The following is a 22,781-nucleotide window of genomic DNA, read 5'->3' on the forward strand; positions in this document are numbered from 1 at the left end:
AGGGAGATGCGGACAGGAGTTCATCATAGGCAAGCGCAATGGCTGTGCAAAGATGCACACACCCGCTTATCGGGTAAAGAAATGCAATGCCTTGTAAAGCGGTGTAGGCATGCCGCTTGCGCGGCATGCCGCCGGGCCTTACTGGGCCAGCGCCAGCGCCGTTTCCTTCTGGCGCGTGGTGCTGATGGCTGTCACCGCAGCAGGCGAGCGCGGGCCGCCATGGGTGATCTTGAACACCGACATGGCCTGGCTCAGTTTGATGGACTGGTCGCGCAGGTTCTCGGCCGCGGCCGCGGCCTGCTCCACCAGCGCCGCATTCTGCTGCGTGGTCTCGTCGATGGCGTTGACGGCCTGGTTCAACTGTTCGATGCCACCGCTCTGCTCGTTGCTGGCGACCGTGATTTCGGCCATGGTCACCGCCATGTTTTCCACCGCGCCACCGAGGTCGCCCATGGCTTGCGCGGTTTCGCGTACCAGCTGGTTGCCGCTTTCGACCTTCGCACGCGAGTCGTCGATGAGGCCCTTGATGTCCTTGGCGGCGGCCGCCGAGCGTTGCGCCAGCGTGCGCACTTCCGAGGCCACCACCGCAAATCCGCGTCCCTGTTCGCCGGCACGTGCCGCTTCCACGGCGGCGTTGAGCGCCAGGATGTTGGTCTGGAAGGAGATGCCGTCGATCAGTCCGATGATGTCCACGATCTTGTGCGAAGCCGCGTCGATCTCTTCCATGGTTTTGCCCATGCGCTGCACCGAGTGGCTGCCGCGCTGGGCGATGGACGAGGCCGATTGCGCCTGGCGGTCGGCGTTGGCCGCCGAGTCCGCATTCTGGCGCACGGTAGCGGCAAACTGCTCGACGCTGGAGGCCGTCTCTTCCAGTGCCGAGGCTTGCGATTCGGTACGGCTTGAAAGATCCATGTTGCCGCTGGCGATCTCGCCGGTGGAAATCGTCATCGATTCGACGTTGCGGCGCACGTCGCCGATGATAGCGCGCAGGTTGACGTTGAGCTGTTGCAGCGCTTGCAGCAGCAGGCCCATGTCGCCGCGCGCATCGGTATCGATATGCAGGTCGAGGTCGCCGCCGGCCAGCCCATGCACGGACTTGATGGCCCGCTGCAAGGGCGCCACGATGCTCGCATGCAGCACTGCCCACGATCCCAGCAGCAGGGCGGCACCGGCGAGGGTACCCAGCCATACCGCATAGGGGCTGCCGCCAGCCGTTTGCACGGCATTGCCCGCTACCGCTCCGCCGAGGATGAACATGAGCGTGAGTGCGCTCATCATCCAAGCGAGCCGCTTGGCCACCGGCAGATCGCGCAGGCCTTGCAGCCAACCCATGAGGCCAGTGCGCGCCACTGCGCCGCGACGGATGCGCAGGCCGCGCGCCTGGCCGCCGACGAAGGCGCGATAGGCGCTGTCGGCCGCCTGCACCTGCTCCCGCGAAGGGCGTGTGCGCACCGACATGTAGCCGACCGCGCGGCCGTTCTCGCGCACCGGGGTGACGTTGGCCTGGACCCAGTAGTAATCGCCATTCTTGCAGCGGTTCTTGACCAGGCCGTTCCAGGGCAGGCCCTCCTTGAGCGTGGCCCACATGTCGGCGAAGGCTTCGCGCGGCATCTCGGGATGGCGCACGATGTTCTGCGGGGCCCCGATCAGCTCGGCTTCGTCGAAGCCGCTGATTTCCACGAAGTACGGATTGACGTAAGTGATGTTGCCCTGCAGGTCGGTCTTGGAAACGATGGACTTGCCATCCTCCAGCAACCGTTCGGTGGTGGTGATCGGTAGATTCGTGCGCATGCTTGTCCCCCCGTTGCCCTGACCATCGCTGACCCTGCCGGATCGATGGTCCTGCCGCTGTTGAAGAAAGCTGCGGTGCTTCGTCCCCAAGCGCCGCGGCCCCGTTTTTCAAGCCAGGCTCAGGGGCCCGGCATTGGAATTCCAAGTCGGTGTAAAGGCGATCCGTGGCATGTCCGTGAGGGATGCTCGCCGCCAGCCTGTCTCGGCGTGGTCAGCGTAGCGCGGCTACCACCAAGTCGTGAATCTAAATGCTGGCCCGCAATTTCAATCCATCAAAAAGGCGGGCAATTACATCAATCAAGCGCAACAGCGAGCGCTGATGCTTACGTTAGCGGGCGGCGTTTTTGATGTGCGGAAATCTTTCCCCGCATCATCGGTACTGGCAGTACAGTCTCGCATCTACTGGCGAGGCTGTACCTGGAACAGCACGCCCTGCGGCACCAGCTCGACCGAGAGCAATTGGTCGGCCACGACCTCGGTCATGCGCTGGCCGGGATTGTCCAGGGCGACCGTGGTGAGGCGGGTAATGAGGGGCAGCAGCTTGTCCTCGCTGCCGGAGATGAAGCTGCGCGCGGCACTGGAGGCGCAGATCAGGAATTCCTCGCGGGCGCCAGGGACCTTGTTGGTCATCATCACGCCCACATTGCGCAGCTCGCCCTTCTTGTTGAGCGTGCCGATGAGCGTGGTCTGGGCCGGGCCGACCTGGGTGTCGAGCACGTATTCATATTTGCCCGGATGCAGGCGCGACGGGTCCAGCATGTAGAGGTGGGCCATGTGCTCCGGCTCTTCCACTTTCATGTCCTTGAGCACGTCAGCCAGCCGGTTGTTGAAGCGATCGGCGAACTGCTTGGGCGTGAGACCCAGCGTGGTCTGCGCCGCTTCGTGGGCCGCCAGTTCCTGGTCGATGTGGCGGTCGCAGCCGGCGGCCAGCAAGGAAGCGGCCAGCAGGGCGCAGGACAAGAGACGCAGCGGGGATCGTAAAAGTGTCAGCATGTTCGTCAGAATGTCGCGTGTTTCGCTACATTGTGCATCATTTACGGGGCGCTTGAACCTGTCGCAGATCAAGCGCGCAGGCCGGTTTGTGTGGGTTGGTGATAAAGTACCTGGCTGACAACAAGGCAATACGACAACATCCGAACCGACGCCAAGCCATGACAGCCTCCCCCTCCGGCCAGCCCGCTGCCGCCGTCCAGTCCGATCTGCACGAACTGCGCGAGATCATCCGCCGCTTCTCCAGCGAGCGCGACTGGCTGCGTTTCCATACGCCCAAGAATCTCGCCATGGCCCTCTCGGTGGAGGTGGCCGAGCTGGTGGAGCACTTCCAGTGGCTGCCCACGGGCGCCGATCATGAACTCGATGAGGCCGCACGCGAGGGCATCCGTCATGAGATGGCCGATGTGCTGGTCTACCTGATCCAGCTGGCCGACCACACCGGCGTGGACCTGCGCAGCGCCGTGCTGGAAAAGATGGAACTGAATCGCCGCAAGTATCCGGTCGAACTGGCCCGGGGCAATGCGCGCAAATACAGCGCCCTGTCCGGCCCGGCTACCGATGCCGACACTGAGTCCGATGCCCGCTGACGCAGGCCTCATCCTTGCTTGTCCCCCTCACAAGTTCGCTGCCCGGAGCCTGCCTTGACCAACTGGAATGACGGTTACGTCGTCGACATCGCCTACACCTATGGCTACTACCCCGGCATGAATCCGGCGCGCCTGCCGCTGGCCTTTGCCTTCCACGGTCTGCAGGCACCGGCCATCCACACCGCTTGCGAACTGGGTTTCGGGCAGGGCCTGTCGACCAACTTCCACGCTGCAGCCTCCACCACGCGCTGGTGGGGCAATGATTTCAATCCCCTGCAGGCGGCCTTCGCCCAGGAACTGGCGGCGGCCAGTGGCAGTGGTGCGCAGCTGGAGGATTCCAGCTTTTCGCATTTCTGCCGCCGCGATGATCTGCCGGATTTCGATTTCATCGCCCTGCATGGCATCTGGAGCTGGGTCTCCGAAGACAACCGCCAGATCATCCTCGATTTCATCGACCGCAAGCTCAAGCCGGGCGGCGTGCTCTACCTGAGCTACAACACCCAGCCTGGCTGGTCGGCCTTCATGCCGCTGCGCGACCTGCTGGTGCAGCACACGCAACTGGCCGGCAACGAGGAGCGCGGCCTGCCCACCGCCGCCCGCATCGAAGCCGCGCTGGCCTTTGCCACACGCCTCTTCGAGACCGATCCGGTCTATGCCCAGGCCAACCCCTTCATGCGGGACCGCCTCAAGATGCTGCTGCAACAGCCACGCAGCTATCTGGCGCACGAATACTTCAACCGCGACTGGCATGCCGAGCCCTTCGCCGAGATCCATCGCCGCTTCTCGCAAGCGGGTCTGCAGTTCGCCTGCCCGGCACACTACATCGACCATCTCGACATGGCCAACTTCACGCCCGCGCAGCGCCAGTGCCTGGCCGAGATCGAGGATCCGGTGCTGTACCAGAGCACGCGCGACTTCATGGTCAACCAGACCTTCCGGCGCGACTACTGGGTGCGTGGCGGCCAGGTGCTCGATGAGCGCCAGCGCGTGCAGGCGCTGGCGCTGCAAAGCGTGGTGCTGCTGACCGAACCCGACAAGGTGCCCCTGACGATCCAGAACGTGGCCTCCGAGATCACGCTCAACCGCCTCATCTACGAACCCATCCTGCAAGCGCTCTCGGACTACCAGCCGCACACGCTGGTGGACCTGGCAGCCTCGCTGGCGCATCGCAACCTGAACCTGTCGCAGGTGATCGACTCGGCCCTCATGCTGATCGGCACCGGCCACGCTGCTCCGCTGCCGCCCGAACCCGATGCCGCCACCTCGGCGCAGATCGCCCGCCGTACCGCCGACCTCAATGCCCACCTGCTGCAACGTGCGGCCATGGTGCTGCCGGACAGCCAGGAGGGCGACATCAGCCATCTGGCCAGTCCCCTGACCGGGGGCGGGGTGAAGGTGGAGCGGGTGGAGCAGTTGTTCCTGCTGGCGCGCGAGATCTGCGGCGACGACGTGGAAGCCTGGCCGGCCCAGGCCTGGCAGCACATCGCCGCCCAGGGCAAGCGGCTGGTGCGCGATGGCGTGCGGCTGGAAGGGGAAGAGGAAAACCTGGCCGAACTGGCGACCCAGGCACGGCTCTTCGCACGCACCCGGCTGCCCTTGCTGCGCGCCTTGCAGGTGGCCTGAGCTCGCCATGCAGCGCTACGGATGAGCTTGCAGCCGGTGATCTTTCGGGCGATCCTCACGCCCGGCCTGCCAGCCGCATGACAGCACCCTGACAAGGCAGCGCGATCGTGCCACCGCTCTGCAATCGCGTTGCATCGCAGCGCACTAGCCTGTAGCATTTCGCGTGGCCGTATTGCCGGCCATCACTGCCGTGCCTCTCTTTAAGGAAAGTCGGTCTCCAGCTTATGTCCCTGTCTCGTCAACTCCAAACACGCCTGACCCTCTCCGGCACCGCTGCCGCGCTCCTCACCGCCGTCGTGCTCAGCGCCATGGCCATCAGCGGCAGCACGCAGGGCCTGGTCATTGCCGCCGTGGTGCTGGTCCTGCTGTCGGCCTTGCTGTCCTGGCTGCTGGCGCGGCAATGGCTGCAACCGCTGTCGGCCGTGGAGGCGGGCATGCAGCAGCTGCAGGAAGAACACAAGCAGCTGGTGGAACAGCGCGATGACGCCCGCACCCACCTGGAAGAAATGGAAAAGACCCTGGCCCGCGTGGGCCTGGAAGACGCGCTGACCGGCCTGGCCAATCGCCGCCAGTTCGAGCGCGGCCTGCTGGAAGAATTCAACCGTGCGGCCCGTACCAACCTGTCGCTGGCCATCATCATGATCGACATCGATCTCTTCGATGAGTACAACGCCAGCTACGGCCGCATGGCCGGTGACAAGGTCTTGCGCCGGGTCGGCAGCGCCATCCGCGATACCAACGTGCGTCCGGAAGACCTGCTCTCGCGCTTCGGTACCCAGGAGATCGCCGTGCTGCTGCCGGGTTCGCGCCTGGACGGCGCACTGATCGTGGCCGAGCGTATCCGCAAGTCGATCGAGCAGCTCAACATCGAACACAGCGCCAGCCCGACCGGGCGCGTGACCATCAGCATCGGCATCGCGTCCATCGCCCCGCAGCGCCAGGTCGACGAACCCGAGACCGTGCTGCGCGAATCGGAACAGGCCCTGGCGCTGGCCAAGGCTTCCGGGCGCGATTGCATCCGCACTGCCGAGGACCTCAAGAAGGCCTGAGCCACCCCCTCAAGGCCGCGCCATCACGACAATGCCGCCCGGTGGTCACCCACCGCGCGGCATTTTTCATGGTCCTCTGGCCGTCTGGATCAGGGCTGCTCAGGCCCCGGCACCAGGAACTTGGACTTGGCGCAATACATCTTGGCGTTGGTATCGTTGTAGACGATCTTGCTGCCGGCTTGCGATTGCCGCACCGGATAGGCCGAGTCATCCTCGGGCGTGAAGCGGATGCCCAGCGCGCCCTTGATGGCATCGGTCAGCTTGACCGGGGTGGTGTTGAAGTAGGCACCGATGAAATCGGCCTGGCTGTTGCTGTCATTGACCAGGAAATCGGTGGCCTGCATGCCCCACAGCGAGATGTTGGTGGCCTTGAACCAGTAGGCCCCCCCTTCGGTCTTGTAGGGCGGCCCGAAGGCGGCCACCAGGTAATCGTAGAAATACTTGCTGTTGAGCTGGTTCAGGCACAGCAGGGCATTGCCGACCTCGATGCCAAAACTGGGTTGCGGCGCGGCCTGCGCAGCGGGTGCGGCGGCCACGGCACCGGCCAGCGTCAGCACCAGCGCGCACAGGCGCGGGCGCAGGCAGGTGCACAGGCGAGATGCGATCTTCAAACGGACTCCCGGAAATTGCCGTCTTGGCATGTTGTCGGTACGGCACGCAGGGCGGGCCGGGGAGTCGATTGTAGGGGGGATTTGAGATTTTTTCCAAACAGCAGTCTTTTTTTGCTGTGGAGGATCTCCTAGCGCTTGCCGCGCAACACCCGGTCGCCGCGCGCCGAGCGGCCTTCCTGCGGTGCTTCGATGGCGGCCAGGTGCCCGAGGCCATCGAGGAAGGAGGCGATGCCGGTGCCCTTGACCAGTACGCAAGGCTTGCCCAGCTTCTTGCAGGTGCTCTTGACCAGGTGATAGGCGTTGTGGCTGATGTTGCCGGAGGCGCAGATGACGATGTCGGCGGCGGCCAGCATGGGCGTGAGCCGGTGCAGGTTGTCTTCGCGTCCGCCATCGTGATGCAGGAAGCGCCCGGCGCGGGTTTCGATCTCCGTCCGGTAGTGATTGCGCGCGCCGGTCAGGCCGCCTACGCAGAGCACACAGCGGTCGCCGAGCGACAAGGCGATGGGGGCAGCAGTGGAGGCAGAAGCGGAGGCAGCAGCACGCATGAGGGGACTCGCAGGAAGTCAGTGACGGTCCCAGCCTAACTGCTGTAGTGCCGCTTGCGAACGAATCAATTTGCAGCAGCATATGCGCTTTGCGTTGGCGCAGCGCCCCGGCCGATCAGGCAGCGGGCGGTGGAGCGGCAGACGCCGGTGGTATTGGCGGAGCGGCCGCCGAGGATTGCTGTGCGCGCACCTGGCGCTGCATGGCCCGTACGAAGTCGGGCAGGCGGCGGCCATTGCGGTCCGGATAATGGCCGTGCTCGCTCATCTGGCGCACGCGATCCAGGCGGAAGGAACGGAAATCGTCGCGCGTCTCGCACCAGGCAGCCAAGAGCCAGGTGCCGCCAAAGAAGGCCAGCGCCAGCGGCCACACCACTCGCTGGCTGCTGCGCTGCTGCGCATCGGTATAGTGCAGCAGCAGTTTGTGGCGGCTGTTGATGGCCTGGCGGATGGCTTCGAGCCGCTCGCCCTGGCTGCAGTCGTCCTGCATGGCCGGTGCGAAGAGCGGCGTGGCCTCGACGAAATCGCGTTTTTCCTTGGGCAGGGCCAGCACCACCTTGGCCAGCGCCGAGGCCGCCGAGGCGCCCAGCTGCGGGCCGCCCCAGGCTTGCACCATGCGCATGCCGATCACCAGCGCATCGATTTCATCGGCGTTGAACATCAGCGGCGGCAGGTCATAACCTGGCTTGATGCGATAGCCGACTCCGGCTTCGCCATCCACTGGCACGCCCGAGAGCGACAGGTCGCGGATGTCGCGATAGACCGTGCGCTCCGACACCGACAGCCATTGCGCCAGCTGGCGCGCCGTGGTGAGACGGCGTCCGCGCAGGTACTGGGTGATCTGGAACAGGCGATCGGCTCGGCGCATGGCAGGGGCAGTGAAAAATGATGCGCGCCATTCTGGCACGCATACCCCTGGCCCGCCACGAACTTCGATGCTGCTGTGCAAGATGCGCGCATGGCGTGGCATGGCGAGCCGATCCGGCTCGTCAATGCATCGCGTGCAAGGCCAGGCGATTGCCTTCGCTGTCGATGAACTGGGCGATGTAGCCGATATCGTTGGGCAGCTGGAAGCGTTCCATAGTGACTTCACCACCGGCCGCCTTGACGCGGTCGAGCACGGCCTGGATCGAGGGGCCGGCATCGAGGTAGATCAGCGTGCCCTGGCGGGTCGGCTCCAGCCAGCCGGGGCCGGTCAGGCAGCCGATGGACTGGCCGTCATTGCGCACGAAGATGGCCATCGGACCTTCTTCGGACAATTGCTCCTGGCGCAGCGTGGTGGCAAAGACGGCTTCGTAGAAGCGGGTGGCGCGCTGCAGGTCCTTGGTGGCGATCTCGAACCAGTTGACTTGGGTTTGCATGATGTTCTTCCTTTTCTTGGGAGGGGAGCGTTGTCTATGCCGGCTGGCATGGAACGCATCATGCGCGAGGGCTACTGACACCGTCCTGTCAGTAGCCCTCGCGCCCGGGGAAGAATTGGTCAGCAATCAGCGCGTGGCCACCGCTGCAACGCCCTCCTGCTGCGGCTGCCCGCCAATGTGTTCATCTTCGTGGCCAGCGGCATAGCGGCGGGCCAGCACCGCGCACAGCATCAGCTGCATCTGGTGGAACAGCATGATCGGCAGCAGCACCACTGCCGCACCACTGCCGGCAAACAGCACCGAAGCGATGGGGATGCCCGAGGCTAGCGACTTCTTGGAGCCGCAGAAGACCAGCACGATTTCATCGCCACGCGGCATTTTCAGGGCGCGCGCGCCGTAGGTGGTCACCAGCAGCACGGTGCCCAGCAGCACCGCATTGACCAGTACCAGCAAGGCCAGCTGGCCCGGCGGGAACAGGTGCCACACGCCCTGCGCCACGGCCACGCTGAAGGCGGCATAGACCGACAGCAGGATGCCGCCGCGATCGACGACATTGACGATGACCTTGTGGCGATTGATCCAGTCCCCGATCCACGGACGCATCAGGTTGCCCAGCACGAAGGGCAGCAGCAGTTGCAGCAGGATGCTCAGCACCTGCGACATGCCGTTGGCTTCATGATGACGATGCAGCAGCAAGGTCACCAGCAGCGGCGTGATGACGATGCCCAGCAGGTTGGAAGCCGTGGCGCCGCAGATCGCCGCCGGCACGTTGCCGCGTGCAATGGAGGTAAAGCCGATCGAGGATTGCACGGTGGAGGAGAGCGTGCAGACGAACAGCACGCCCATCCACAGTTGCGGTGTCAGCAGGTCGGGCACGGCGCTCTTCAGGGCCAGGCCCAGCAGCGGGAACAGCAGGAAGGTCGAGGCCAGCGTCAGCAGATGCAGGCGCGGCTGCTTCAGTCCGGAGAGCGCCGCCTCGCGCGAGAGCTTGGCCCCATGCAGGAAGAACAGCAGCGAGATGGCCGCATTGCTGGCGATGTGCATGAAGTGCTCGAAGCTGCCGGTGGCCGGGAAGAAGGTGGCCAGCAGCACGGTGCCGATGAGCAACTGGGTGAAGCGGTCGGGGAGAAAGCGGTTCATGGCGCGCTCGCGGAAAAAATGAAGGGATGATTCGGGTTTGCCCTCATGATAGGAAAGCCAACGGCCATCGGGAACCCCTCTGATCGCGTTGACTGTCATCGGAAAGTCCGATGATAATGGCCGCATGCTCAATCCCCTCTGGCTCCAGACCTTCGCCACGGCCGCGACCTCGTCCAGCTTCACCGAGGCCGGGCGCCAGCTCGGGCTCACGCAATCGACGGTGAGCGACCACATCCGCCGCCTGGAAGAGAGCCTGGGCCGCCGCCTCTTCGTGCGCGATACACACTCCCTCGCGCTGACCGCCGATGGCGAAAGCCTGCTGGTCCATGCACGCCTGATCTTGCAGGCGCATGCCCGCGCCGAGGCGCAATTCAGCGCCCCGCGCCTGCGTGGCCGGGTGCGCTTCGGCACCTCCGACGACCTCGCCATGGGCCCGCTGCCGGACATGCTGGCGGCCTTTCGCAGCCAGCATCCCGAAGTCGAACTGGAAATCACCATCGGCCTCACCAGCGAGCTCTATGCCTCGCTGGACCAGGGCAAGCTGGACTTGCTGGTCGGCAAGCGGCGCGCCGGAGAATCGCGCGGGCACAGCATGTTCTCCACGCCCATGCAGTGGCTCACGCGGCCCGATACCCTGGTCGACCTCACCGAACCCTTGCCCCTGATCCTGCTGCCTGAGCCCAGCATCACACGTGCGGCGACCTTGCAGGCGCTGGGCAAGTCGGGGCATCACTGGCGCATCGTCTGCACCAGCGGCAGCCATGCGGGCTGCATGGCGGCGGCGCGCGGCGGGCTGGGGCTGGCGGCGTTGCCGCAGCATCTGGCCTCGCGGGACCTGGTGGTGCCGTTGAATCATGCGGCGCTGCCGCGCCTGCCGGATGTGGAATATGTGGCGCTCACGGCGCGGCGCTTGTCGCGGCCGGCCGATACGCTGTACCAGATCCTGATGGCCAGCCGCTTGAGCCGCGGCTGAAGAGCCCGGCGGGGGCGGGTTTCAGGCCGCCTCGACAATCAGCGCCGGAGCGTTCAGGGAACGGATGCGGCGATCCACGAAATAGCCACCGGCTTCCATGTAGCGCAGGTAGTGGCGTCCACATTGCGTGCAGCGCGCGATATTGCAGCGGTTGTACGGATACCATGCCGGCGCGACGGGAGCCTCGGGCGAGGCGTAGCGGGTGCCCTGCGGATGATATTCGGTGAAGGTCGGTTCGTCGTAGGGATCGGCAATGAGCGTGGCCACGTCCACCAGTTGCGTTTCCGGCAGCGACAGCGGCAGGCTGATCCAGCCGCTGCTGTCGGCCGCGCGGCAATTACAATCCATGGTGATGGCCGCACTGTCGGCTGCCAGGGTGCGCAGTTGCGCCAGGTCCGGATGGGGGAGCAGGTCTTGCATGAGCGGAGTCAATCAGTGCGCGAACGCGCAATTGCCTGTGGATAAGCGAAGTGCAAATGCTATAAACGATTTATCCACAGGCTGGCCGAAAACAAGAAAAAACAGAGAAAACTATTTTTTCGGGTTGTAGCGAATATCGCCTTCGAACAGCTGTGCGGTGCCGCCCCCCAGGTCCGATTGCACCGGCCACACTTCATGCCCGATGCGCAACTCCGTACCTTCGTAGACGGCCTTGGCCACGATGATGCGTGCGTCTTCGGCCGCGACCATGCCGTCCTTCATCTGGCTCACTTCTTCCAGCAGCACCTTGACCTCATAGGCCAGCGCCTTGCGCTTGTCGCTGGTCTCATGGAGGATTTCCGGGGTGGCCTTTTCGGGATTGAGCTTGTAGTAGCTCTGCTGCTTGATGGTGCGATCCAGCTCGGCCACCTTGCGGGTGTATTCCTGTTCCTTGATGGCGATCTTCTCTTCCAGATACGGATCGAGGCCGACCTGGATGCGCGTATGCGTGGTGGTGGACGCACCGATCACATTGGCACGGATCAGGTTGGTCGCTTCCACGCGGCCGCCGATGATGTGGCCGGTGCGCGGATTGCCCTTGCCGACGGTGATCTCGTTGCCGGCCAGCAGCTCGCAGTGACGGGCGTTGCCCAGCACCAGGATGTCTTCGGCGGCTTCGATGTGGGCGCTCTCGGCGAACATCACCTGCACCGATTTCTGCGAACTGATGCGCGAGGCAATGGCAGTCGTGCCGGCTTGCGCGGTGACGCCTTCGCTGTGGCCGATCACGCCGCCCTTGACCGTGACGCTGCCGCCGGCCACGATCTCGGCCGCTTCCACGGTGCCGTTGATGACCACGTCGCCGCCCACATTCATCTTCATGCCGGTGAGCACGTCGCCGGAGACGCGCACCGTGCCTTCGAAGCTGAGGTTGCCGGTGGAGAGGTCGACGTTTTCCACATCCAGCACCGGGTTGACCTTCACGCCATTCTTGATGACCGTGGGCTGGCCCGGCACGATGGCCACCAGCAGGTCGGGGTCTTCTTCACTGGGTTCGGCACCGATGCATTCCTTGGAGAAGGGGACGTCGGCAATCGGCCGTGCCGGCACCTTGCCGCCACGGATGTCGATGCCATCCTGGCCCGGCACCGGTGGCGTGCGGCGCATCAGCGGATCACCGACCTTGACCAGCAGAATGTGGCCCATGTCGGCGTAGGAGACCACGGCGTCTTCGTCGATGTCGGCCAGCTCTTCTTCCTTTTCTTCCAGCAGGCTCTCGAAACGGGCCGGCTCGGCAGGCGTGGGCATGAGGCCCTGTGCCACCACCAGCTTGTTGCAGAATCCCGCCGAGAGCGCCCCGCGCAGCTGCTCGTGCAGGATGCCGTAGGTGATGCCGGCGGCGCGGATGGCGTTGACCACTTCCACGCTCTTGGCGCGGCCACCGTAGGGCGGCACCAAGGTCAGCGAGGCCGTCATCAGGTCATCGGCCACATCGAGCGAGAACTCGCCATCGCGCCGTTCGGCGATGACCTGGGTGATGGGTTCCTTGGCATCCTCGGCCTTGCGCACGAAGCCATTGAGGACCGAATCCTGGAAAAACAGTTTGGTCAGCCCATGATCGGTCATGGCCTGTTTCAGGAAGGCCAGCGTCAGCGGCGGGAAGCCCTGCACGGGTTGCCAGGTGGCGCTCAGTTCGCCGCTGGCCCTGTCGAACGCAAACGACAGCGGTTGCGGGGTTGCTTGGTTCATGCTGTTCCTCGATGTAAGGCTGCACCGGGTCTGTCTAGGATCGCTCGCGTGGCATGGCACAAGCCAGTGACGCGGGGATGTCTGGTCCTGCTATGGAGGTGCGGGCCGTGATCCGGCGCGTTGCTGACTGCACCGGCAAAAAGGCGGCGGCAGTCCCCCTGACGCAATACGGATGACATTGTAATGTGGCAAGATGATCCAGTAATTTGTTCGATAGCACAAGTTTTGCCATTTTTGGCTCTAGATTAGGCTCTTATCGTTGGTTTTATGTTAAGTACCCAAATAGAAGACTTCAAGGGGGAAGATCCTCGCGATGATGCATTGAATGCGGCCCGATATCGGGCCGGGCGCACCAGTACGCTGGTGAGCATCGTGGTCAACATCGCGCTGGTGATGCTGCAGGTGACGGCCGGCGTGTTCTCCGGATCGCAGGCCCTGATTGCGGACGGCATTCATTCCTTGTCCGATCTCATTGCCGATTTCGTGGTGCTGCTGGCCGGCCATCACAGCCGCAAGCAGGCCGACGACGATCACCAATATGGTCACCAGCGTTACGAAACGGCGGCCTCGCTGGCGCTGGGTGCATTGCTGCTGGCCGTGGGCCTGGGCATGCTGGTGTCGGCGGCGCAGAAGATCCAGCACTATGGCCAGACGCCGCCGGCCCATGTGGCGGCCTTGTGGGTGGCCCTGGCAGCCTTGCTGGCCAAGGAACTGCTGTTTCGCTACATGCTGCGCATCGCCGAGCGCGTGCGCTCCAGCATGCTGGTGGCCAATGCCTGGCATGCGCGTTCGGATGCGGCCTCCTCGCTGGTAGTAGCACTGGGTATCGTTGGCAGCCTGGCCGGCTTCACTTTGCTGGATCCGGTGGCCGCGGCGGTGGTGGGCTTGATGGTGGTGCGCACCGGCTGGGGATTTTTCTGGAGCGCGCTGCATGACCTGATGGACCGCGCCGTGTCCGCTGAAGAGGCCCAGGCCATTCGCGCCACCATCCTCGCCACGCCCGGCGTGCAGGGCTTGCACGACTTGCGCACGCGGCGCATGGGCGATCTCACGCTGGTCGATGTGCATCTGGAAATCGATGGCGGCCTCACCGTCACCGAAGGCCATGCCATTGCCATCGACGCGCGGCGCCGGGTGCTGGCGGCGCATCCTGTACTGGATGTGATGACGCATGTGGATCCGGTCGATGCGGTCGATGCGCCAGAGCAGGGTGATGCGCACTGATCGTCACAATGTCTGCCTGGCAATACAATGTGTAGCGTACGCCGCATCATTCTGACGAACCCGGCACGACAACTTGTCTAGCGCGGCCGTCTTCGTTTAAAATCCGGGCTTCTCTTTGGGGAGTAGCCAGCTTCCGGGTCATCCGGAAGAGCCCGTGTCAACATTCTCGGCAGCATCGATGCCGTGGCGCGGGTAGCCATCCAGGTAGGCGAGACCATAGACGTATCCTGCGGCCAGGCTGGGCGCGCAGGCACGTCCATGGACTTTTCGCCCGGCCAAGGAATCCCCGCTCATGAATTTCCCTGCTCTCCTTCTCCTCGCGCTGGCGATGTCTACCGACGCCTTTGCGGCCGCCATCGGCAAAGGTGCCGCCATGCAGAAGCCACGCTTCCTGCAGGCTTTGCGCATCGGCCTGCTGTTCGGCGTGATCGAAGCCATCACTCCCCTGATCGGCTGGTTCGCCGGTTCTGTCGCGACCAAATGGGTTTCGGAATGGGATCACTGGATCGCCTTCGTGCTGCTGCTGGTGCTGGGTGCCCGCATGATCCGCGAAGGCTTGAGCGATGATGACGAGGAAGAAGACGCCGGCGCCACCCCGCAGAAGCAATCCGTCCTCATGCTGGCCCTCACTGCGGTGGCCACCAGCATCGACGCCATGGCCGTGGGCGTGGGCCTGGCCTTCATCGACGTCAACATCCTCGAAGCCGCGCTCCTGATCGGCCTGGCCACCACCACCATGGTCACCATCGGCGTGATGGTCGGCCGCGTGCTGGGCCACCTGATCGGCAAGCGCGCCGAGATCATCGGTGGCGTGGTGTTGATTGGCGTGGGGGCGGCGATCCTCTATGAACACCTGAGCCGCACGGGCGGCTGATTCAGACTGGTGCCGCGTGACGCAGCCTGGCTGCGCGCTCGGCACAGTATTGGGCAGCCATCAGGCGGAAGGCCGTGACCGCCGGGTTGTCCTGGTCCGCGCGCCAGGCCATGCTCATCTCGGCGCGCGGCACGTCGCCGGCCAGCGGACGGAATTCCACCCGGTCGTAATGGAAGCGCTGGGCCGAGGCCGGCAAGATGCCTACGCCCAGCCCGGCGCGCACCAGCGACAGGATGGTGTGGCTCTGGTCGATGTATTGCGTGAAATCGGGTTTGACGTCCGCCGCACCCAGCATGGCCATGATGCGTTCGTAGAAATATTTTCCATGCGTGGGCGAATGCATGATGAAGGGCTGGCCATCGAGCTGGCTCGTGGCGATGCGCTCATGGGCGGCCAGTGCATGGCCTTGCGGCATGGCCAGGACCAGGGGCTCGTCATCTACCAGCTGCAACTCCAGCGGCTGGCGTGATGAGACCGGTCGCAGGAAGCCGATGTCGATGGTGTTGGCGGTGAAGGCTTCCAGTTGCGACACCGAAATCAGTTCGAACAGCACCACGTCGATCTCGGGCAGGCTCTTGCGCGCCTGCATCAGCAGTTCCGGAATCAGCTCATAGCCGGCCGCACCGGTGAAGCCGACCCGCACGCGCCCGGTCTTGCCCTGGCTGGCGCGGCGTACCGTGCTTTCGGCCTGTTCCGACAATTGCAGCAGGCGTGACGCATCGGCCAGGAAGACCCGGCCTTCGGTGGTCAGGCGCACGGTGCGCCCGACCCGTTCAAACAATTGCACGCCCAGCCTGTGTTCGAGCAGATGGATCTGCCGCGACAGGGGCGGCTGCGTCATGTTCAGCAGCACCGCTGCACGACGGAAATTGAGTTCGGTCGCAGCGACCACGAAACAACGGACTTGAGCCAGATCGAGCATGGGGATTCGCCGGTAAGGGGAGCGTGCATTATAGGCAGGTCCGCTCCCGGCCACGGCCATGATCCTCTTCAGGTAGTGAGGCTGCCCTCTGGCCGCTGTCCGGCCAGAGCTTGCGCCAGGCTGGCCAGCACCATCTCGCCCATGGCCGTGCGGGACTCCACGGTAGCGCTGGCGCGGTGCGCCTGCAATACCACCTGGTCCATCTCCAGCAAGGCTACCGGCACGTTGGGTTCATCGACGAACACATCCAGTCCCGCACCGGCGATGACGCCGCGCTGCAAGGCATCCACCAGATCCTCTTCCACCACCAGCTTGCCGCGCGCGATGTTGATGAGGATGCCCTCGCGCCCGAGCGCATCGAGCACGGCGGCATTGATGATGCCTTGCGCCTTGTCGGCGGCGGCCGCCAGGACCAGCACATCGCTCTCACGCGCCAGTGGCAGCAGCTCGGCCTGGAAGCTGTAGGGCAGGTCCTCCATGGCGCGCAGGTCGGTATAGGCGATCGGGCAGCCGAAGGCCGCTGCGCGTTGTGCGATGGCGCGGCCCACCTTGCCCATGCCGACGATGCCCACGCGCTTGCCGCTCAGGCGGCGCGACAGTGGAATGGCTGTCGGTGAAGGATGGCGCACCCAGTCACCGCGCTGCACGAAAGCATGGCCCGGACAGAGCTGCCGGCTCACCGCCAGCATCAGTCCCAAGGCCAGGTCAGCCACATCCTCGGTCAGCGCGCCGAAGGTGCCGGTCACCGGCAGCCCCTTGCTGCGCGCATGGTTGAGGTCCACCGCATCGGTGCCCACACCATTGACCGCCACCACCTTCAACGCCGGCAGGCGATCCATGAGCGCATTGCTGATGCCGGTGTGGCCGCCGGTGATGACGCCTTCGATCACCGCACCATGGCGCTCGATATAGGCTTCCTTGTCCTCTTGCTCGAACAGGCGGTGCATGTGGTAGAGGCTTTCCAGCTTGTCGTTGATGGCCGGGACCAGGATGGGATTGAGCTGCAGCACGTGGCGTTTCATGGGGGGACTCCTTCTCGTTCGGTGGCAATGCCGGCGGATGATGCGGGCATTCCGGCAGGGCGTCCAATCCGAAAAGGCTATCAATTGATTCACGAAATGGTGGCTGGTTCGGTATCAGTATCGATTCAATCCGCACATCACTTGATAGCCAGAAAAGATTGGACGCGCTGCAGGGCCGCGGCCATGATTCCCAGCGTCGGCCACCGAGACACGCAGGGGCCGCAATGAATGCCGGGCGTCCACAGATCCCTCAAGGCACACACAACAAAGCCCGCCACCCGCACAGGAGACAAGCATGAACCTGGGATCACCCCGGACCGGCCGCGCGCTGCCGTCGTAAGCGCGGCAGTGCCACGCCATTGCCGCCATCCATAACGATAAACACGAGACACGCCCAAGGAGTCCGACGATGAATCATGTCGACGCCGCCGACCCGGTCGGCCGCCGCAGTTCCTCCGCATCCGCCTCATCCGCCGCCCCGGCCGCCAGTGTGGCCGCACCCCTGGCCCAGCAGAAACCGACCCGCTATCGCTGGGTGGTGATGGGCCTGATCTTCATGATCTGGGCCATTGCCTGCGCCGACCGCGCCAATTTCGGCATCGCCTTGCCCTACATGAAGAAGGAGTACGGCATCTCCAATACCGAAGCCGGGCTGATCGTGAGCCTGTTTTCGTTTGCCTACGGCATCGTGCAGATTCCGGTCGGGCTGATGTACAAGCGCCTGAGCGAAAAGACCACCGGCATTCTCTTTTCGGTCTTCATGCTGCTGACATCGCTATTCACCGGCCTCATGGGCACGACCTCCTCGGTGCTGCTGTTGCAGCTCTACCGCGTGGGCCTGGGTTTGTCGGAAGGACCGCTGGGCATCGGCTGTACCAACGTCATCAATCGCTGGTTCCCGCCCGAGGAAAAGGGCACCGCCACCGGGCTCTGGATTGCCGCCTCCAAGCTCGGCCCGCTGATCGTGCCGACGGTCTGCATCATCGTCATCCAGCTCTGGGGCTGGCGCGAAATCTTTTACGTATTTGCGGTGCCGGGCATTTTCCTGGCCATCCTGTGGTTCTTCCTGGTGACCAACTCGCCGGCCGAAAATCGTTTCTGCAACGAGGCCGAACGCCGCTACATCACGCAGGACCTGCCGGCCGGTCCTGCCAGCGGCGGCGCACGCCCGGCCCAGGGCGCGCAAGTGGCACCGATGCCCTGGCTGGACGGCATCAACCGCACCCGCCGCGTGCCGCGCCTGGAAACGCTGCGCCAGGTCTTCACCTCCTGGAACGTGATCGGCGTGGCCATCGGTTATGGCTGCATGATCGGCATCAGCAACATCTTCATGTCGTGGATCCCGACCTACCTGGTCACGGTCAAGGGTTTTGCCTCGGTGAAGATGGGTTTCCTGGCCTCGGCTCCCTTCATCGGGGCGGTGGCCGGCAACATGCTGGGCGGGATCATCTCGGATCGCCTGCTCGGTGGCCGCCGCAAGCCCATGATGCTGCTGGGTGCGCTGGGCACGGCCGTGATGACGCTGATGCTGGTGCAAGCGCCGGACAGCGTGCTCTATCTCGGGGCCATGCTGATGCTGTCGGGCCTGATGCTGGGCATCGGCTTTGCCGGGTATTCGGCCTATCCGATGGGGCTGGCGACCAAGTCCACCTATCCGACCGCGTTCGGCATCGTCAATTCGCTGGGCCAGATCGGTGGCGCCTGCGCGCCCCTGGCGGTGGGCATGCTGCTGGATCGCTATGACTGGACCAGTGTCTTCCTCTACATGGTCGGCACCTCGCTGCTGTGCCTGGTGCTGCTGCTGAGCGTGGTGGAACCGATCACCGTGAGAAAGGCCGGAGAGGAAGCCTGAGCCTTCTCACCGCCTTGAATGTTCGGAGGGGCCCGCCATGGTGCGGGCCTTTTGCCTGCCTGCAGCGTCGATTGATGTTGTTTTGGAATAATATCTATTGGATATTAATAGTCATCGAATTATATATTGGACAAACACTCCCCCCGAAGGCACTCTTGTGCTCCCTTTTTCCCTAAGCAGCCCTGAGGAGACACCCATCATGCCGACCTACCGTTCCTATACCACCACCCAAGGCCGCAACATGGCTGGCGCCCGTGCGCTGTGGCGTGCCACCGGCATGAAGGATGGCGATTTCAGCAAGCCCATCATTGCGGTCGTGAACTCCTTCACCCAGTTCGTGCCCGGCCACGTGCACCTGAAGGACCTGGGCCAGCTGGTAGCGCGCGAGATCGAGGCGGCCGGCGGCGTGGCCAAGGAATTCAACACCATCGCCGTGGATGACGGCATCGCCATGGGCCACGACGGCATGCTGTATTCGCTGCCCTCGCGCGACCTGATCGCCGACTCGGTGGAATACATGGTCAACGCCCACTGTGCCGACGCCATGGTCTGCATCTCCAACTGCGACAAGATCACCCCGGGCATGCTGATGGCCGCCATGCGCCTGAACATCCCCGTGGTCTTCGTCTCCGGCGGCCCGATGGAAGCCGGCAAGGTCATCAAGACCGTCAACACCGACAAGAAGGTCATCAAGCTCGACCTGGTCGACGCCATGATCCAGGCCGGCGACAAGAACATCTCGGATGCCGACGTGGCCGAAGTGGAACGCTCGGCCTGTCCGACCTGCGGTTCCTGCTCGGGCATGTTCACCGCCAACTCGATGAACTGCCTCACCGAAGTGCTGGGCCTGTCGCTGCCGGGCAATGGCACCGTTCTCGCCACCCACGCCGACCGCAAGGAACTGTTCCTGCGCGCCGGCCGCCTGATCGTCGAACTGGCCAAGCGCCACTACGAACAGGACGACTACAGCATCCTGCCGCGCAACATCTGCACCAAGGAAACCTGGGAAAACGCCATGGCCCTGGACGTCTCCATGGGCGGCTCCACCAACACCGTGCTGCACCTCTTGGCCGCAGCCCACGAAGCCAAGGTGGAATTCACCATGGCCGACATCGACCGCATCTCGCGCAAGGTCCCCTGCCTGTGCAAGGTCGCGCCGATGACCAACAAGTACCACATCGAAGACGTGCACCGCGCCGGCGGCATCATCGCCATCCTGGGTGAGCTGGCCCGTGCCGGCCTGCTGGACACCTCGCGTCCGACCGTGCACAGCAAGACCCTGGGCGAAGCCATCGAGAAATTCGACATCCGCCTCACCAGCGACCCGGCCGTGCACAAACTGTTCCGCGCCGCCCCCGGTGGCGTGCCCACGCAGACGGCCTTCTCGCAGGAAGAGCGTTTTGAAGACAGCGACCTGGACCGCGCCAACGGCTGCATCCGCGATCGCGAACACGCCTACTCGCAAGACGGCGGCCTGGCGGTCCTGTACGGCAACATCGCCGAGAAGGGTTGCATCGTCAAGACCGCAGGCGTGGATGAAAGCATCCTGAAGTTCTCCGGCACCGCGCGCGTCTTCGAGAGCCAGGACGCGGCTGTGGAAGGCATCCTGGGCGACAAGGTCAAGGCCGGTGATGTCGTCATCGTGCGTTATGAAGGCCCCAAGGGCGGCCCCGGCATGCAGGAAATGCTGTACCCGACTTCGTACATCAAGTCCAAGGGCCTGGGCAAGGCCTGCGCGCTGTTCACCGATGGCCGCTTCTCCGGCGGTTCCTCGGGCCTGGTGATCGGCCACGCTTCGCCGGAAGCGGCCGAAGGCGGTGCCATCGGCCTGGTGGAAGAGGGCGACATGATCGATATCGACATCCCCAACCGCACCATCAACCTGCGCATCTCCGGTGAAGAGCTGGCCAAGCGCCGCGCCGAAATGGAAGCCCGTGGCGATGCCGCGTGGCAGCCGGGCAACCGCCAGCGCGTGGTGTCGCAAGCACTGCAGGCTTATGCGGCGCTGACCACGTCGGCTGATCGTGGTGCCGTGCGTGATCTGTCGCAGTTGAAGCGTTAATGCGGACCGTCACAGACCGTGACGAAACCACGCTGCAAAAGCAAAACCGCCCGGTGCAAGCCGGGCGGTTTTTTTTGTCTTGCGTACAGAGGCTGTGCGGTCTTACGCCTTGATGGCCGGCCGCATATGCGTAGACGCAAACGCCAGCCCTTCTTCGAAGGACGACAGCACCATGTCCACCTGTTCTTTCACGGTCGTGGCCTCTACCTCTTCGTTGAAGAATGAGGGACGGATCGTGACCAGCAGCGCATGCGGCAGGTTCTGGCGCAGGTCATGCACCACCGTCATCCACGCCTCCAGCTTCTCGCGCACCGGATAGACCAGGAACACGATGGACACCAGTTCGGCCTTGCTGGTATCGGGCTGTTCTTCCCCGGGCTGGTCCAGCGTGATGCTGCGGGCATCGATGCCTGTCACGCGCAGGGCATGCACCAGCAATTCGGAAAGCAGGTCATCGCGCTCACCGCGCAAGCCGCCGCACAGCACCACCGAGCCCTGCGGCACATCCAGCGAACCCTGCCAGCGGCCCAGGCGCGCCTGGCGCAGTTCGCGCAGGTGCGCACCCACGCCGCTGTTGAGCAGCGGCACTTCGCGTCGGCGACGCAGGCTGCGCGGGGCGCCCGGGCTCTGCGTGAGCACTTCGGTGAGCTGCGAGACCGAATGCAGCAGCCGTTCTTGCTGCGCACCCTCAATGCGGCCGTGGCGCAGGTCCAATGCCGCCAGGGCCAGGCCGGGCAGCAGGATCTGGTCGCAATACTTGGCGAAGCTCTGCTTCTGCAGATGGCCGCGTGCATCGCGGATGATGGCCTCCGATTCACCGGCCAGGGCGCGCTGGTAAAAGCGTTCGGCATGCGTCATGTCGGGCGCTTCGCCCAGCAGGATGGTGATCGGTTCCAGTGCGGCCACGTGACGTCCGGCCACCACCAGGCACAGCGTCAACGGGGTGGAAAGCAGCAGGCCGATGGGGCCCCACAGCGTGCCCCAGAACAGCGCCGAGACGATCACCGCCAGGGGAGAGAGGCCGGAGCTGTGACCATAGACGCGCGGCTCGATGAAATTGGCCACGATCACTTCCAGCCCCACATAGAAAGCCAGGAAGGACAGTGCCAGCCACCAGCCCGGATCGATGGCGGCGATGAAGACCGAAATCATCAGTCCGGAGGCCAGCGCGCCCAGGTAAGGCACGAAACGCAGCACCCCGGCCAGCGCACCCCACAGCACCGCATGCGGCACGCCGCCGGCGGCCAGCACCGCGCCCATGATGAGTCCGAACACCAGGTTGACCACGAATTGCGAAAAGAAGAAACGCGACACGCCCTCGGCAGCATCGCCCAGCGCCTGCATGGTGCGGCTCATCTCGGTCAGCCCGGCCAGGCGGATCAGGCGCTCACGCAGGGATTCCTGTTCCAGCAGGATGAACACCAGCAGCACCAGCACGATGCCGGCCTGGCCGATCGGCCCCCAGGCCAGCGCAAAGAGGCGCCGCAAGGCACCGCGCACCGACATGCGGGTATCGGCTTCGGGCGTGGCCGCTGCTGCAGCGGCGGCTGCGGCAGTACGGCTGTTCTTCTTGCCGCTGCGTGCGCTCTCCGGCACCGGCTGCGGGATGACGGCGCTCAGTTCGGCTTCCAGCCGGGCGAAGGGGCGCTCGGCCATGGCGCGCACGCTTTCCACCTTGTCCTGGATGGCGTCGCGGTACTGCGGCAGGTCGCTGGTCACGCTCACCAGCTGGAAGGTCAGCACCACCGCCAGTGCCACCAGGCAGCCACCGACCAGCAGCACCGAGACCATGGCCGCGGCCGCCCGGTTCAGGCCCAGGGCGTCGAGTTTCCTTACCAGCGGCAGGATGATCAGGCTGGCGATGCCGGCGACCGCCAGCGGGGCCAGGATGTCGCGGCCGAAGTAGAGCATGCCCAGTACCACGGCAGCCCCCAGCAGGGTGGTGGAGCTCAGGCGCGAGAAGGCGGAAGTCTTGAGGTTTTGCAT

The 22,781-nt window shown here is 64.5% G+C and carries 20 protein-coding genes and 1 riboswitch; of the genes, 8 read left to right on the top strand and 12 right to left on the bottom strand.

From position 1 onward, the window contains the following. Positions 1-138: 138 nt before the first annotated feature. Positions 139-1,791: a methyl-accepting chemotaxis protein gene (locus tag ACLRDN_RS02705; RefSeq protein ID WP_413458862.1), complete on the bottom strand. Its 1,653-nt coding sequence runs from the start codon at positions 1,789-1,791 to the stop codon at positions 139-141. Between the two features lie 399 nt (positions 1,792-2,190). Further along, positions 2,191-2,784 (bottom strand): attG domain containing protein, encoded by a 594-nt coding sequence (locus ACLRDN_RS02710; protein ID WP_413458863.1) that lies wholly within the window; start codon positions 2,782-2,784, stop codon positions 2,191-2,193. Between the two features lie 158 nt (positions 2,785-2,942). On the opposite strand from ACLRDN_RS02710, the gene ACLRDN_RS02715 reads away from it, so the two are divergent. The 3 genes from ACLRDN_RS02715 (at position 2,943) to ACLRDN_RS02725 (ending at position 6,043) form a co-directional block, all read left to right on the top strand. Then, entirely contained in the window at positions 2,943-3,371 is a 429-nt protein-coding gene (locus ACLRDN_RS02715) for a nucleotide pyrophosphohydrolase (protein ID WP_413458864.1), read from the top strand. A 54-nt stretch (positions 3,372-3,425) separates the two neighbouring features. Further along, positions 3,426-4,994, top strand: a complete 1,569-nt coding sequence (locus tag ACLRDN_RS02720) for a class I SAM-dependent methyltransferase (RefSeq protein ID WP_413458865.1) — start codon at positions 3,426-3,428, stop codon at positions 4,992-4,994. Positions 4,995-5,218: 224 nt separating this feature from the next. Then, entirely contained in the window at positions 5,219-6,043 is an 825-nt protein-coding gene (locus tag ACLRDN_RS02725) for a GGDEF domain-containing protein (RefSeq protein WP_413458866.1), read from the top strand. 89 nt (positions 6,044-6,132) lie between these two features. On the opposite strand, the gene ACLRDN_RS02730 is transcribed toward ACLRDN_RS02725, so the two are convergent. The 5 genes from ACLRDN_RS02730 to ACLRDN_RS02750 form a co-directional block, all read right to left on the bottom strand. Next, positions 6,133-6,654, bottom strand: a complete 522-nt coding sequence (locus tag ACLRDN_RS02730) for a hypothetical protein (protein WP_413458867.1) — start codon at positions 6,652-6,654, stop codon at positions 6,133-6,135. Between the two features lie 128 nt (positions 6,655-6,782). Beyond that, entirely contained in the window at positions 6,783-7,199 is a 417-nt protein-coding gene (locus ACLRDN_RS02735) for a DUF2325 domain-containing protein (protein WP_413458868.1), read from the bottom strand. A 115-nt stretch (positions 7,200-7,314) separates the two neighbouring features. After that, positions 7,315-8,064: a helix-turn-helix transcriptional regulator gene (locus ACLRDN_RS02740; protein WP_413458869.1), complete on the bottom strand. Its 750-nt coding sequence runs from the start codon at positions 8,062-8,064 to the stop codon at positions 7,315-7,317. 121 nt (positions 8,065-8,185) lie between these two features. Next, the gene (locus ACLRDN_RS02745) at positions 8,186-8,557 is read right to left on the bottom strand and encodes a VOC family protein (protein WP_413458870.1); all 372 of its coding nucleotides are present in this window, start codon (positions 8,555-8,557) and stop codon (positions 8,186-8,188) included. Between the two features lie 126 nt (positions 8,558-8,683). Continuing rightward, positions 8,684-9,697, bottom strand: coding sequence for a bile acid:sodium symporter family protein (locus ACLRDN_RS02750; protein WP_413458871.1), 1,014 nt, complete (start codon positions 9,695-9,697; stop codon positions 8,684-8,686). Positions 9,698-9,821: 124 nt separating this feature from the next. Between ACLRDN_RS02750 and ACLRDN_RS02755 the strand changes: the two genes are divergently transcribed. Further along, positions 9,822-10,670 (top strand): LysR family transcriptional regulator, encoded by an 849-nt coding sequence (locus ACLRDN_RS02755; RefSeq protein WP_034331884.1) that lies wholly within the window; start codon positions 9,822-9,824, stop codon positions 10,668-10,670. A 21-nt stretch (positions 10,671-10,691) separates the two neighbouring features. Here the strand turns inward: ACLRDN_RS02755 and ACLRDN_RS02760 are convergent, their stop codons facing one another. Beyond that, entirely contained in the window at positions 10,692-11,090 is a 399-nt protein-coding gene (locus tag ACLRDN_RS02760; RefSeq protein ID WP_413458872.1) for a hypothetical protein, read from the bottom strand. Between the two features lie 111 nt (positions 11,091-11,201). Then, complete coding sequence (locus ACLRDN_RS02765) at positions 11,202-12,839, bottom strand: DUF342 domain-containing protein (protein ID WP_413458873.1); 1,638 nt, start codon at positions 12,837-12,839, stop codon at positions 11,202-11,204. Between the two features lie 267 nt (positions 12,840-13,106). Here ACLRDN_RS02765 and ACLRDN_RS02770 point away from each other — a divergent pair, with 267 nt between their 5' ends. Beyond that, positions 13,107-14,063 (top strand): cation diffusion facilitator family transporter, encoded by a 957-nt coding sequence (locus ACLRDN_RS02770; protein WP_413458874.1) that lies wholly within the window; start codon positions 13,107-13,109, stop codon positions 14,061-14,063. A 103-nt stretch (positions 14,064-14,166) separates the two neighbouring features. Next, positions 14,167-14,347, top strand: a riboswitch (yybP-ykoY riboswitch). Positions 14,348-14,355: 8 nt separating this feature from the next. Continuing rightward, a complete protein-coding gene (mntP, locus tag ACLRDN_RS02775) occupies positions 14,356-14,937 on the top strand; it encodes a manganese efflux pump MntP (protein ID WP_413458875.1) in 582 nt (193 codons plus the stop codon). A 1-nt stretch (position 14,938) separates the two neighbouring features. Here mntP and ACLRDN_RS02780 read toward each other — a convergent pair whose 3' ends face one another. Further along, on the bottom strand, positions 14,939-15,859 hold the full coding sequence (locus ACLRDN_RS02780) for a LysR family transcriptional regulator (protein WP_413458876.1): 921 nt from the start codon (positions 15,857-15,859) through the stop codon (positions 14,939-14,941). 68 nt (positions 15,860-15,927) lie between these two features. Continuing rightward, the gene (locus ACLRDN_RS02785; RefSeq protein ID WP_413458877.1) at positions 15,928-16,881 is read right to left on the bottom strand and encodes a 2-hydroxyacid dehydrogenase; all 954 of its coding nucleotides are present in this window, start codon (positions 16,879-16,881) and stop codon (positions 15,928-15,930) included. 409 nt (positions 16,882-17,290) lie between these two features. Between ACLRDN_RS02785 and ACLRDN_RS02790 the strand changes: the two genes are divergently transcribed. Next, on the top strand, positions 17,291-18,733 hold the full coding sequence (locus ACLRDN_RS02790) for an MFS transporter (protein ID WP_413458878.1): 1,443 nt from the start codon (positions 17,291-17,293) through the stop codon (positions 18,731-18,733). A gap of 199 nt (positions 18,734-18,932) precedes the next feature. Then, positions 18,933-20,795 carry a dihydroxy-acid dehydratase gene (ilvD, locus tag ACLRDN_RS02795; protein ID WP_413458879.1) on the top strand — a complete coding sequence of 621 codons (1,863 nt, stop codon included), beginning with the start codon at positions 18,933-18,935 and terminating at the stop codon, positions 20,793-20,795. A gap of 102 nt (positions 20,796-20,897) precedes the next feature. Here the strand turns inward: ilvD and ACLRDN_RS02800 are convergent, their stop codons facing one another. After that, a complete protein-coding gene (locus ACLRDN_RS02800) occupies positions 20,898-22,781 on the bottom strand; it encodes an AI-2E family transporter (RefSeq protein ID WP_413458880.1) in 1,884 nt (627 codons plus the stop codon).

Origin of the sequence: Herbaspirillum huttiense (assembly GCF_047300815.1) — a bacterium.
Taxonomy (GTDB): domain Bacteria; phylum Pseudomonadota; class Gammaproteobacteria; order Burkholderiales; family Burkholderiaceae_D; genus Herbaspirillum; species Herbaspirillum huttiense_A.